Here is a 12,798-nt window from a genome sequence, read left to right as displayed (position 1 = left end):
GGGCGGCCGCCGCACGGGTACGGGCCGGGCTCCGTCACTGCCTCGACGGAGTCCCGGCCCGTTGTCGTGTCCGGCGGGGGGCCGGAGGAACGGTCAGCGGCGGGCGGCGCGGGTGCGCCAGGGGAGCTCGATGGTGACCGTGGTCGGCCCGCCGTCCGGGCTCTCCACCAGGAACACCCCGTCCACCGCCCGGATCCGTTCGGCCAGCCCGGCCAGGCCGCTGCCCGGGTAGGCGGCCGCGCCGCCCTTGCCGTCGTCCCGGACCAGCAGCATCAGCTGGTCGCCGGCCCGCCAGGCGTCCACCGTGGCGGAGCGGGCGCGGGCGTGCTTCGAGATGTTGGTCAGCAGCTCGCTGACGGTGAAGTAGGCGATGCCCTCGACCGCCGAGTCCGGACGCTCCACCGTGCCGTCGGCGGCGGTCAGCTCGACGTGCACCTTGACCCCGTCCGGCACCGTGCAGCGGGCCGCCACCGCGGAGAGCGCCGCGTCCAGCCCCCGGTCGGTGAGCACCGCCGGGTGGATGCCCCGGGCCAGGTCGCGCAGCTCCTGCAGGGCCAGCTTCACCTCGCCGTGCGCGGCGCCGACCATCCGGGCCGCGGCCGCCACGTCCTCGGGCGTCTCGGTCTCGCTCAGCTTCTCCTTGGCCATGCCGAGGTCCATCGCCAGGGCCACCAGCCGGGCCTGGGCGCCGTCGTGCAGGTCGCGCTCGATCCGGCGCAGGTCGGCGGCGGCGGTGTCGATCACCGTGCCGCGGTCGTCCTCCAGCTCCCGCACCCGCTCGGAGAGCGCGCCCGGGTAGAGCAGGACCTCCACCAGCATCCGGTCGATCGCCGCCTGGAAGCGGACCACCCAGGGCAGCACCGGCCAGCCGACGATGACGCAGATCAGCGTCACCGCGAAGCTCAGCAGGCCCCAGGGCAGCAGCAGCACGTTGTAGAGCGCCGAGCGCCAGCTGAGCGGGTCGGTGAGGTAGGCGATCGCGTAGCCGGTGATCCCCGGCCGGTTCCGGCGCACCGGCTCCGGCTCGCGCACCTCGGAGCCGAGCACCGAGCGGGCCCGGCGGCGGGCGAAGGCGCCCAGGAGTCGGCATCCGGCCAGCCCGGCGGCCAGCAGCGGCAGGCCGATCACGGTGATGGAGAGCGCCAGCCCGACGGAGAGCAGGACGACGGTGAAGACGAACCCGGCGAGGCCGAGCGGCAGATTGAGCATCAGCTGCCCGGCCTGCCGCCACATCCGCGCGCCGTACAGCGGGGCGCGCTCGGGGCCCGCGTCCTGCTCCTTGAGGGCATCCGCGGCGCGGCGGTGCAGTGGCTTCATGTCGGATCTACCGTCCCTTGGAGTCGAGCTGGTGATCCAAGCTTCCCCGGTCGGGGGCGCGCGGGGCCATGGGGGTGATACGTCTTCCCGCCCGGGGGTTATCCCCACCCCCGCCCCGGGGCGGCCGGCGGGCGCGGTCGTCCACCGAATGTCCATCGGCCGTCTTGCGGATCGGGCGGGATGCGGTGCTCCACGGCCGTGCACTTAGACTCACGCATTGGCGATGGTTATGACCGTGTAAAGAAACGTCGTAGAACTGCCGTGAGGGCGGTTTTCCCAGGCGATGTGGAGGCGAGGGGCATGGAGGGGCAGCCGGCAGCTGCCGTCGCGGCCGACCCGGCCGCCGGCAGCGGCTACTTCGACGCGTACGCCGCGATGGGCCTGCTCGCCGTCGTCGGCGTGCTCTTCGTCGCCGTGGCGTTCACCGCCAACCGGCTGCTGCGGCCGGTGGTGTACTCGCCGGAGAAGCTCCTCGCCTACGAGTGCGGCGTGGACCCGGTGGGAGAGGACTGGGCGCACACCCAGATCCGCTACTACGTCTACGCCTTCCTGTACGTGATCTTCGCGGTAGACGCGATCTACCTGTTCCCGTGGGCGACCGTCTTCGCCGCCGCCGGCTACGGCGCCGGGACGCTGATCGAGATGTTCGTCTTCATCGGCTTCCTCGCGGTCGGGCTGCTCTACGCCTGGAAGAAGGGCGTTCTGGAATGGACGTGACCCACAACCACTCGCACGCGCACGGCACCGGGGGCGCCGGGGGCCCGGTACCGCTCGGTCTGCCGGACCCGTCGCGCCCCGGTGCGGCCGTCGGGCGGAGCAGCCTCGGCCCGCTCGCCCGGCTGGCGCCGGACCCGGTCAAGGTCGTCCTGAACTGGGGCCGCCGCTACAGCCTCTGGTGCTTCAACTTCGGCCTCGCCTGCTGCGCGATCGAGTTCATCGCCGCGTCGATGGCCAAGCACGACTTCATCCGGATGGGTGTGATTCCGTTCGCGCCCGGCCCCCGACAGGCCGATCTGATGATCGTTTCGGGGACGGTGACCGACAAGATGGCGCCCGCCGTGAAGCGCCTCTACGAGCAGATGCCCGAGCCGAAGTACGTCATCTCCTTCGGCGCCTGCTCCAACTCCGGCGGCCCCTACTGGGACTCCTACTCCGTCACCAAGGGCGTCGACCAGATCATCCCGGTCGACGTCTACGTGCCCGGCTGCCCGCCCCGGCCGGAGGCCCTGCTCCAGGGCATCCTCAAGCTCCAGGAGAAGATCGCCGCCGAGTCGCTGCCCGGCCGGTACGCCGCGCCCGCGAGCGCGCTGCGCCGCCCGCTGGTGGCCGGCCCCGCGCCGTCCGAAGGAGGCGTCTCGTGAGCACCGCCGAGCAGTACGCGGCGTCGGTCGGCGAGTGGGCCACCGGCGCCGAGGCGTACGGGCTGGTCACCGTCGACGTGCCCGCCGAGCACTGGATCGAGGCGCTCACCGCGGCCCGGGACGTCCTGGGCCTGCGGTTCTTCGACTGGCTGAGCGCCGTCGACGAGCTGGCCGAGGGCTTCTCGGTGGTCGCCCACCTGGCCGCCGCGGACGGCCCCGGGGTGCGCCACCTGGCGCTGCGCACCAAGGTGGCGCGGGCGGGGGCCGCCCTGCCGACCGCCGTCGAGGTGTACGCGGGGGCCGGCTGGCACGAGCGCGAGACGCACGAGATGTTCGGCATCGACTTCCCCGGGCACCCCCACCTGGTCACCCTGCTGCTGCCGGACGGCTTCGAGGGGTTCCCGCTGCGCAAGGAGTTCGTGCTCGCGGCCCGGGTCGCCAAGGCCTGGCCGGGCGCCAAGGAGCCGGGCGAGTCCGACCACGGTGACGGACCGGCGCGGCGCAAGATGCAGCCGCCCGGCGTCCCGGACCCGAACGAGTGGGGCCCGCTCAAGGGCACCCTGCCGCCGGTGGCCGAGCGGCCCGCGCGCGGTGCGCGGGCGGCCGGCGCGGCGGCCCGTACGCCCCGGGCCGGTGCGGCCGCCGCAGGTGCGGCCGCCGCTTCGGCCGAGGGCGGGCCCGCCGTCCGGGCCGACCGGCCGCGCCGGACCAGGTCGGTCGACGCGGGCTCGGTGAGCCAGGCCGCCGAGACCGTCGCCGAGGGAACCACCGCCGAGGGAGCCGCCGCCGAGGCGGCGCCGCCGGTGCGGGCCGACCGGCCACGCCGGACCAGGTCCGTCACGGACGGCTCGGCGAGCCAGGCCCCCGCCGGGGAGCCCGTCGTGGAGAGCGCCGAGCCGAAGCCCGGGCGGCCGGCGCCGGCCCGGACCCAGTCCGCGGACGCGCCCTGGCACGCCCCGGTGCCCGCGCACGGTTCAGAGGCCGAGGCCGCACCTGAGGGCACCGCCGCACCCGAGACCGAGACCGAGACCGCTGCCGCGCCGGAGGCGCCCGAGGCGCCCGGCGAGGCGGCCGGTGCGACCGGACCGGAGGACGGGAAGCGCGCGGAGGACGGGACGAAGGAGACGCCGGCCGACCCGGCCGACCAGGACGGAGACAGCACGTGAACCTGCTCGACACGCTGCTGCGCTGCGTCGCCACCCTCGTCGTCTTCCTCACCTTCCCCCTGGTCATCGGCCAGACCGAGCACAAGGTGATGGCGCACATGCAGGGCCGGCTCGGTCCGATGTACGCCGGCGGCTTCCACGGCTGGGCGCAGCTCGTCGCCGACGGCGTGAAGTTCGCGCAGAAGGAGGACATCGTCCCGGCCGGGGCGGACCGCAGGATCTTCCAGCTGGCGCCCGCCGTCTCCCTGCTGCCCTACCTGTTCGTGCTGCTCGCCATCCCCGTCGGGCCGGACGGCTTCGTCGGCCAGGCGATCGACGCCGGCCTCTTCTTCGTGCTGGCCGTGATGGGCGTCGGCGTGATCGGCAAGCTGATGGCCGGCTGGGCCTCGGCGAACAAGTTCTCGCTGCTCGGCGGTCTGCGGACGGCCGCGCAGCTGATGTCCTACGAGCTGCCGATGGTGCTCGCGGCCGCCTCGGTGGCGATGGCGGCCGGCACGCTCTCGCTCCCGGGGATCCTGGACGCCTGGCAGTGGTACTGGATCCCGTGGCAGCTCATCGGCGCCTTCGTCTTCTTCACGGCCGGCCTGGCCGAGCTCCAGCGCCCGCCGTTCGACATGCCGGTGGCCGACTCGGAGATCATCTTCGGCGCGTACACCGAGTACACCGGGCTGCGCTTCGCGCTCTTCCTGCTCTCCGAGTACGTCGGGATCCTGGTGGTCTCCGGGCTGACCGCGGTGCTCTTCCTGGGCGGCTGGCACGGTCCGCTGCCGGACGAGCTCGGCTGGCTCTGGACGATCCTGAAGACCTTCGCGCTGGCCTTCGTGGTCATCTGGCTGCGGGTCACCTACCCGCGACTGCGGGAGGACCAGCTGATGCGCTTCGCGTGGCTCGTGCTGATCCCGCTGGCCCTCGTCCAGCTCGCCCTCACCGGCATCATCAAGGTGGCGATCTCATGACCGAGCGCAGCGAGCTCGTGGCCGACAGGCACGCAGGGGCCGACGCCCCGGCCCGGCGGAGCGGGGTGGGCGCATGAGCTTCCCCGGCTCCGGACTGGCCAAGGGCCTGGCCGTCACCCTGCGGACGATGACGAAGAAGACCGTCACCGCGCAGTACCCCGACGTGCAGCCCGCGCTGCCGCCGCGCTCGCGCGGCGTGATCGCGCTGCTGGAGGAGAACTGCACGGTCTGCATGCTGTGCGCCCGCGAGTGCCCGGACTGGTGCATCTACATCGACTCCCACAAGGAGACGCTGCCGGCCGCCGACCCGAACGCCCGCGCCCGGACCCGCAACGTGCTGGACCGCTTCGCCATCGACTTCTCGCTCTGCATGTACTGCGGGATCTGCATCGAGGTGTGCCCGTTCGACGCGCTGTTCTGGTCCCCGGAGTTCGAGTACGCGGAGACCGACATCCTGGAGCTGACCCACGAGCGGGACAAGCTCCGCGAGTGGATGTGGACGGTGCCGGCGCCGCCGGCGCTGGACCCGGCGGCCGAGGAGCCCAAGGAGATCGCCACCGCGCGCAAGGCCGCGGACAAGCTGGCCGCCGCCGCCTCGGCGGCGCCGGAGGAGGGTGACCCGCGATGAGTGCCGCCCTGCTGACCGCGGCCGGGTCGCTGGACCCGGCCGCCCGCTCGTTCCTCTCCCCGACCGGGGTCGAGATCGTCTTCCTGCTGGTCGGCGTCGCCGTGCTGGGCTCGGCCGTGACGGCCGTGACCACCAGGCAGCTGGTGCACGCCGCGCTCTGGCTGGTGGTCGCGCTCGGCGGCCTGGCGGTGGAGTTCCTGCTGCTCACCGCCGAGTTCATCGCGTGGGTGCAGGTGCTGATCTACCTCGGCTCGGTGGTCGTCCTGGTGCTGTTCGGGCTGATGCTCACCCGGGCGCCGATCGGGCGCTCGCCGGACGCCGACTCGGGCAACCGCTGGGTCGCCCTGGTGGTGGCGCTGGCCACGGCCGGGACGCTGGTGACGCTGCTCGTCGACGCCTTCCGGACGTCGTGGATCGACCTCGGCGGGGGCGGCGGTTCGGCGCAGGCGACGGGTACCAGCCTGTTCCGGACCTGGGTGTTGCCCTTCGAGGCGCTCTCGGTGCTGCTGCTGGCCGCACTGGTCGGCGCGATCGTGCTGTCCCGCGGGGCCGGCCGGCGGGTGCCGCCGCCCCGGGCCGCCAAGCTGCGCGCGGGCCGGCCGGTGGGCTCCAACGGGACGGTCGCCGCCACCGCGCCGAAGGCCCCGGCCGAGCCCGCGGCTCCCGCCCCGACGACCTCGGCGGAGGAGAGCTGATGCATCTCGCCTACCCCGTCGTGCTCGCCGCGCTGCTGTTCAGCGTCGGCGTGTACGGCGTGCTCGCCCGGCGCAACGTCGTCCTGGTGCTGATGTCCGTGGAGCTGATGCTCAACGCCGTCAACCTCAACCTCGTCGCCTTCGACGCCTGGCTGCGGGACTCCCTGCACGCCGGCCAGGCGCTCACCCTGTTCACCATCACCATCGCCGCCGCCGAGATCGGCCTCGGGCTCGCCATCGTCCTGCTGCTCTTCCGGGCCCGGGGCACCGCGGACATCGACCGGGCCACCGCGCTCGGTGATCCCGCCGAGTCCGCCGAGGAGGCGCCGGCCGGCGCCGGGGCACTGAAGGGCCAGGCCGCCGCATGAACCTCGCCCTGCCCGTCCTCGTCCCCGTCCTGCCCGCGCTCGGATCGGCCGCCACCCTGGCCGTCGGCAGGCGCGCGCCCGGTCTGGCCCGGCCGCTGGCGATCGTGCCGGTCGCCGTCTCGGCCGTGCTCGCCCTGGTGGTCGCCCTCCAGCTGGGCACCGGCCAGGTGCTGGAGGCCGGCACCCGGCTCACCCCGACCGGCGGGCCGGACCTCACGCTCGGCCTCTACCTGGACGGCTACAGCTCGCTGATCTCCGTGCTGGTCGGCCTGGTCGCCACCTGCGTGCAGGTGTACTCGACCGCCTACCTCAAGGACGACCCGCGCTACCCGTCGTACGCGGCGCTGGTCTCACTGTTCACGGCGGCGATGTTCCTGGTCGTCTACTCGGGTGACCTGATCGTGCTGCTGGTCGGCTGGGAGGTCATGGGCATCTGCTCGTACTTCCTGATCGGCCACCACTGGGAGACCGCGGACGCCCGGTCGGCCTCGCTGAAGGCCTTCCTGGTCACCAAGCTCGGTGACGTGCCGTTCCTGTTCGGCATCTTCCTGCTCGGCGCCGACGCCGGCAGCTTCCGGATCTCTGACGTTCTGGCCGCCGCCGCCGAGGGGCGGCTCGGCCACCCGACGCTGACCGCGCTGCTGCTGCTCGCCGGCGTGGCCGGCAAGAGCGCGCAGTTCCCGCTGCACACCTGGCTCCCGGACGCGATGGCCGGTCCGACGCCGGTCTCCGCGCTGATCCACGCCGCCACCATGGTCGCGGCCGGCATCTACCTGGTCGCCCGGCTGCTGCCGGTCTTCCTGCTCTCCGGCGCGGCGCTGGTGGTGCTCGCGGTGATGGCCGCCGTGACGATGATCGGCTCGGCGCTCTGCGCGCTCGCCCAGGACGACCTGAAGCGGGTGCTCGCCTACTCGACGGTCGGGCAGCTCGGCTACATGGCCGGCGCCCTGGCCGCCGGCGACCGCGAGGCCTCCGTCTTCCACCTGGTCAGCCACGGGGCGTTCAAGGCACTGCTGTTCCTCGCGGCCGGTGTGGTGATCCACGCCGCGCACACCAACTCGATCTCCGCGATGTCCCGGATGCCGGGGCTGCGCAAGCGCGTGCCGGACGCCTACTGGACGATGGGCATCGCGCTCGTCGCCCTGATCGGGCTGCCGCCGTTCTCCGGCTTCTTCAGCAAGGAGGCGGTGCTGACCGCCGCCGAGCACGCGGCCAACGGCGAGGCGCTGACCAACGGCCTCGGCCCGGTGTCCGCGGTACCGCAGTCGGCCGGCTGGATCGTGCTGATCTCGGCCGCGCTCACCGCCCTGCTGACCGCGGCGTACGCGGCGCGGCTGTTCCTGGTGGCGTTCCACAGCCCGGCCGCCGCCGGCGCCGCCGCGCCCACCACGCCCGCCTCGCCGGCGGACCACGAGGCCGACGCGCCCTACTCGCCCGAGGTGGACGAGGCCGACCCGGCCACCGCCGAGCCGCCCGCGATGCGCTGGCCGCTCTGGGTGCTGGCCGTCCCGACCATGGCCTTCGGCGTGACGAGCCTGCGCTCGGACTGGCTGCCCGCGCTGCTGGACGGCGGCTCGCTGCGGCCCTCGGCCGTCACCGCCGTGACCGGCACCGGCCTCGCCGTGGTCGGCGCGCTGCTGGCGTACGGGGCCTGGCGCTCCGCCACCGCGCGGCTCGGCGCCGGCCTGCCGCCCGCCGCACCGCTGGGCCGGGTGCCCGAGCAGGCCGGCGCCCCGGCCGCCGAGGTGATCGTCGCCGACCCCGGCCGCACCCTGCTCGGCCCGCTGTTCGGCCCGGCCCGGCACGGCTTCGGCGTCGACCGGCTCTACAGCGCGCTGTTCGTCCGGCCGGTGACCGCCGCGGCCCGGCTGGTCCGCTTCCTCGACCGCGAGGTCGTCGAGACGTACGTGCGCGGCAGCGGGACGGCGGCCGGCCTGCTCGGCCGGGCCGTCCGGCTCGCCCAGACCGGGAACGCGCAGACCTACCTCAGCGCGCTGCTCGCCGGCGTCGTCCTGCTGGCCGTCCTGGTGGCGGTGTAGCCGGATGGACCAGCACAGGCAGCCCCGCCGCCCAGCCCCGCCGACCGCAGCCCGTAGGAGCCCCCGATGAACGCAGTCCTCATCGCCCTCCTGGTGCTGCCGCTGGCCGGGGCCGCGCTGACCCTGGTACCGGCGTTCGGCGCCGACCCGGCCGCCGCCGACCGGCGCGCGCTGCGGCTGAACACCGTGGTCACCGGCGCCGTCCTGGTGCTCGGCATCGTCCTCGCGGCGGGCTTCGACCACGACGGGCCCGGCCGGATGCAGGCGACCACCGACGTGTCCTGGATCCCGGCCATCGGCGTGCGCCTCCACCTCGGCGTGGACGGCGTCTCGCTCCCGCTGATCGTGCTGACCGCGCTGCTCACCTTCCTCTGCGCGCTGTACTCGGAGAAGCGGCTGCCGACCGGGGAGGGCGTCCCCTCGGCCCGGGCCTTCACCGGGCTGTTCCTCCTGCTCGAAGTCGGCATGCTCGCCACCTTCGCGGTGCTGGACCTGCTGCTCTTCTTCCTGGCCTTCGAGATCGTGCTGATCCCGATGTACTTCCTGATCGCCCGCTGGGGCACCGGGGCGAAGGTGCCGGCCGCCAACCGGTTCATCCTGTACACGCTGCTCGGCTCGGCGGTGATGCTGCTCGGCTTCCTGCTGGTCGGCAGCAAGGCGGGCACCTTCGACATGCAGGCGCTGGCCGCCGCGCACGGCAGCGGCCTGAGCCACACCACCCAGGTGGTCGCCGCCCTGGCGATCATGGTCGGGCTGGTGGTCAAGGCCCCCGCCTGGCCGCTGCACAGCTGGCTCCCGGACGCGCACACGGCGGCCCCCACGGTCGGCTCGGTGCTGCTCGCCGGCGTGCTGCTGAAGATGGGGACGTACGGCCTGGTCCGGGTCCTCCTCCCGGTCGTCCCGGACGGTACCGCGACGCTCGCCCCCTACCTGGGCGCGTTCGCCGCCGTCGGCATCGTCTACGGCTCGCTGGCCTGCCTCGCGCTGGCCCGGCCCGGGGCCAAGGGCGACCTCAAGCGCCTGATCGCCTACTCCTCCGTCGGCCACATGGGCTTCGTGCTGCTGGGCATCGCCTCCCTCACCCCGGTGGGCGTCAACGGCGCGCTGTTCGCCAACATCGCCCACGGGCTGATCACCGGCCTGCTGTTCTTCGTGGTCGGGGCCCTGAAGGACCGCTACGGCACGGCGGACCTCGACACCCTGGCCGGCTCCACCGGGGCCGCCCTCTACGGACGGGCCCCGCGGATCGGCGCCCTGCTGGCCTTCGCCGCCGTCGCCAGCCTCGGCCTGCCGGGGCTGGCCGGCTTCTGGGGCGAGCTGCTCGCGATGTTCGGCGCGTTCGACCCGGCCGAGGGCCTCTCGCGCCCCGCGTTCGTCACCTACATGGTGCTGGCCGGCCTGGGCACCCTCCTCACCGCCGGGTACCTGCTGATGGTGGTCAAGCGCGTCTGCATGGGCGACCCGAAGCAGCCGGCCCCGGTGGCCGAGCTCGCCGACCTGCGCCCGTACGAGGCCGTCAGCTGGACCCCGCTGGCCGCCCTCACCCTGCTCGCCGGCCTCTGGCCCGCGCTCCTGCTCGGTCTCTCCGACCCGGCCGTCAAGCACCTCCTCGGGGGTGGCTGACATGCTCGGACCCCAGCTCGCCGCACTCGGACCTCAATCCACGGGGCAGCCCACTGTGACCTCCCTCGCCGTAGCCGACCCGGGCAGCCTGATCCAGTCCGTGGACTGGGTGGCGATCGCGCCCCCGCTGATCGCCGCGCTGGCCGCCCTCGCGGTGCTGGTCACCGACCTCTTCCTGCCCGCGCGCCACCGCAAGCTGCTCGGCGCCCTGGCCGTGGGCGGCCTCGCCCTCGCGCTGCTCGCCCTGCTCCCGCTCACCGGCGGCTCGCCCCGGAGCACCTTCTGCGTGCGGGACACCGGCTGCTCCTACGTCGCGGACCACTTCGCGCTGGTCTTCCAGCTGCTCGCGCTCGGCGGCGCGCTGATCGCCGCGCTGCTCTCCATGCCCACCGTGAACGGCCCGGCATCGGACGACGGCTCCGCCGCGGGGCTGCCCGGCGGCGAGTACTGGTTCCTGCTGCTCTCCAGCGCCACCGGCGCCGCTCTGCTGCCCGCCTCCCGGGACCTCGCCACCCTGGTGGTCGCCCTGGAGGTGGCCTCGCTGCCGGCCTTCGCCCTGGTCGCGCTGCGCCGGGACGGCCGGGGCGCGGAGGCCGCGCTGAAGTTCTTCCTCTCCTCCGTCACCGCGACCGCGGTGATGCTGCTCGGCATCGGCTTCGTCTACGCCGCGAGCGGCAGCCTGCACCTGGGCGCCGTCGCCGAGGGCCTGGCCCACGCCCCCGCCCAGCTCAAGCCGCTGGCCGAGGCCGGCGCGGTGCTCACCCTGGTCGGCTTCGCCTTCAAGGTCGCCGCCGTCCCGTTCCACTTCTGGGTGCCCGACACCTACGTCGGCGCCCCGCTGCCGGTGGCCGGCTACCTCTCGGTGGTCGGAAAGGCGGCCGGCCTCTCCGGCCTGGCGCTGGTCACCACGATCGCCTTCCGGCCGTACGCGCACACCTGGGGCCTGGTGCTCGCGGTGCTGGCCGCCGTCACCATGACGGTCGGCAACGTGGGCGCGCTGCGCCAGCGGTTCGACACCCGGTACAGCGCGGTGCGGCTGCTCGCCTGGTCCTCGGTGGGCCAGGCCGGGTACCTGCTGGTGCCGCTCGCCGCCGCCGGCTACGCACGGACCGGGGCGGACAGCCTGGGCGCCACCGCCGCGTACGCGCTGATCTACGGCGTGGTGAACCTGGGCGCCTTCGCGGTGGTCGCCGCCGTCGGCCGCCGGGCCGGGACGAGCGTGGACGAGTTCCGCGGCCTGTTCGCCCGGCGCCGCTGGACGGCCCTGGCGCTGGCGTTCTTCCTGCTCTGCCTGGCCGGGCTCCCGCCCGGGGTGATCGGCCTGTTCGGCAAGGTGGTGGTGTTCCGCGCCGCCGTCGACGCCGGGCTGGGCTGGCTGGCCGTGGTGATGGCCGTCAATGTGGTCATCGCGCTGTACTACTACCTGCTCTGGACGGCGCGGCTCTTCGCTCCGGCGCCGTCGCAGGACGCGGTCACCGCCGTCGCCGAGCGCCGGCTGCCGGCATCGCTGACGGCCACCCTGGGGCTCACCGCCTCGGTGGCCGTGGTGCTCTCGGTGGCCCCGCAGCTGGTCCTCCAGGTGGTCGGCGGCACGCTGTTCTGAGGCCGTCGGCCGGGGCGGGCGGCTGGGCGGTCCGGGTGTAGCGGTGGTCACAAGGGAACAAGGCCGCCGGGCTCGCCCGTTGAGCGGGCAGAGGGACGAGGCAGCGAGGGCTTCCCCACCGCACCATTGGAGGGCCTGCCGTGCACCGCCGGCACAACGGACTGAGGACCGCCGCACTGCTCGGCGGCCTCTCGGCGCTGATCCTGGTGATCGGCAGCTTCTTCGGCCGCACCGGCTTCGTGATCGCCCTGCTGGTCGCGCTCGGGACCAACGCCTACGCGTACTGGAACAGCGACAAGCTCGCCCTGCGCGCCATGCGGGCCCGCCCGGTGAGCGAGATCGAGGCGCCGCGGCTGTACCGGATCGTCCGTGAGCTCTCCACCTCGGCCCGCCAGCCGATGCCGCGGCTGTACATCTCCCCGACCCCGGCCCCGAACGCCTTCGCCACCGGTCGCAACCCGCGCAACGCGGCGGTCTGCTGCACCGACGGCATCCTCCAGCTGCTGGACGAGCGGGAGCTGCGCGGGGTGCTCGGCCACGAGCTGAGCCACGTCTACAACCGGGACATCCTGATCTCCTCGGTCGCCGGGGCGCTCGCCTCGGTGGTGATGTTCCTGGTGAACTTCGCCTGGCTGGTGCCGTTCGGCCGCAGCGACGACGACGACGGCCCCGGGCTCTTCGGGATGCTCGCGATCATGATCCTGGGGCCGCTCGCCGCCTCGCTGATCCAGCTGGCCGTCAGCCGCTCCCGGGAGTACCAGGCCGACGCCGACGGTGCTCGGATCACCGGCGACCCGCTCGCCCTGGCGAGCGCCCTGCGCAAGCTGGACGTCGGCACCCGGCAGCTGCCGCTGCCGCCGGAGCCGCAGCTCCAGACGGCCAGCCACATGATGATCGCCAGCCCGTTCCGCCCGGGCGAGGCCGGGACGAAGCTCTTCTCGACGCACCCGCCGATGGCGGAGCGGATCGCCCGCCTGGAGCGGATGGCGGGCTACCGGGGCTGACGGGGGCCCGCCTGCCCCGCGCCCCCGCCCGCCCGCCC

The 12,798-nt window shown here is 74.1% G+C and carries 12 protein-coding genes; 11 read left to right on the top strand and 1 reads right to left on the bottom strand.

What is annotated here, in order from left to right; all coding sequences use genetic code 11:
* Positions 1-93 precede the first annotated feature (93 nt).
* Entirely contained in the window at positions 94-1,317 is a 1,224-nt protein-coding gene (locus ACIF6L_RS01370; RefSeq protein ID WP_396485718.1) for a sensor histidine kinase, read from the bottom strand.
* 300 nt (positions 1,318-1,617) lie between these two features.
* Here ACIF6L_RS01370 and ACIF6L_RS01365 point away from each other — a divergent pair, with 300 nt between their 5' ends.
* The 11 genes from ACIF6L_RS01365 (at position 1,618) to htpX (ending at position 12,760) form a co-directional block, all read left to right on the top strand.
* On the top strand, positions 1,618-2,034 hold the full coding sequence (locus ACIF6L_RS01365; RefSeq protein ID WP_329488224.1) for an NADH-quinone oxidoreductase subunit A: 417 nt from the start codon (positions 1,618-1,620) through the stop codon (positions 2,032-2,034).
* A complete protein-coding gene (locus ACIF6L_RS01360; RefSeq protein ID WP_359803354.1) occupies positions 2,025-2,678 on the top strand; it encodes an NADH-quinone oxidoreductase subunit B family protein in 654 nt (217 codons plus the stop codon). The genes ACIF6L_RS01365 and ACIF6L_RS01360 overlap by 10 nt, the downstream gene beginning before the upstream one ends.
* Complete coding sequence (locus ACIF6L_RS01355; RefSeq protein WP_396485715.1) at positions 2,675-3,844, top strand: NADH-quinone oxidoreductase subunit C; 1,170 nt, start codon at positions 2,675-2,677, stop codon at positions 3,842-3,844. Before ACIF6L_RS01360 ends, ACIF6L_RS01355 begins: the two co-directional genes overlap by 4 nt.
* A gap of 2 nt (positions 3,845-3,846) precedes the next feature.
* A complete protein-coding gene (nuoH, locus tag ACIF6L_RS01350) occupies positions 3,847-4,800 on the top strand; it encodes an NADH-quinone oxidoreductase subunit NuoH (protein WP_359803663.1) in 954 nt (317 codons plus the stop codon).
* Positions 4,801-4,873: 73 nt separating this feature from the next.
* Positions 4,874-5,428: an NADH-quinone oxidoreductase subunit I gene (locus ACIF6L_RS01345; RefSeq protein WP_329488219.1), complete on the top strand. Its 555-nt coding sequence runs from the start codon at positions 4,874-4,876 to the stop codon at positions 5,426-5,428.
* Entirely contained in the window at positions 5,425-6,123 is a 699-nt protein-coding gene (locus ACIF6L_RS01340) for an NADH-quinone oxidoreductase subunit J (RefSeq protein WP_396485713.1), read from the top strand. The genes ACIF6L_RS01345 and ACIF6L_RS01340 overlap by 4 nt, the downstream gene beginning before the upstream one ends.
* Positions 6,123-6,491: an NADH-quinone oxidoreductase subunit NuoK gene (gene nuoK / locus ACIF6L_RS01335; RefSeq protein WP_352286278.1), complete on the top strand. Its 369-nt coding sequence runs from the start codon at positions 6,123-6,125 to the stop codon at positions 6,489-6,491. The genes ACIF6L_RS01340 and nuoK overlap by 1 nt, the downstream gene beginning before the upstream one ends.
* On the top strand, positions 6,488-8,530 hold the full coding sequence (locus ACIF6L_RS01330; RefSeq protein WP_396485711.1) for an NADH-quinone oxidoreductase subunit L: 2,043 nt from the start codon (positions 6,488-6,490) through the stop codon (positions 8,528-8,530). Before nuoK ends, ACIF6L_RS01330 begins: the two co-directional genes overlap by 4 nt.
* 66 nt (positions 8,531-8,596) lie before the next feature.
* Positions 8,597-10,153, top strand: coding sequence for a NuoM family protein (locus ACIF6L_RS01325; RefSeq protein ID WP_396485709.1), 1,557 nt, complete (start codon positions 8,597-8,599; stop codon positions 10,151-10,153).
* A 1-nt stretch (position 10,154) separates the two neighbouring features.
* A complete protein-coding gene (locus ACIF6L_RS01320) occupies positions 10,155-11,756 on the top strand; it encodes an NADH-quinone oxidoreductase subunit N (RefSeq protein WP_396485707.1) in 1,602 nt (533 codons plus the stop codon).
* A 140-nt stretch (positions 11,757-11,896) separates the two neighbouring features.
* Positions 11,897-12,760, top strand: a complete 864-nt coding sequence (gene htpX / locus ACIF6L_RS01315; protein WP_329488213.1) for a zinc metalloprotease HtpX — start codon at positions 11,897-11,899, stop codon at positions 12,758-12,760.
* Positions 12,761-12,798 lie beyond the last annotated feature (38 nt).

The organism is Kitasatospora sp. NPDC086009, from assembly GCF_044540385.1.
Taxonomy (GTDB): Bacteria; Actinomycetota; Actinomycetes; order Streptomycetales; family Streptomycetaceae; genus Kitasatospora.
Note: the sequence above shows the minus strand (reverse complement) of the source record. Positions and strands in the feature narration are given on the sequence as shown.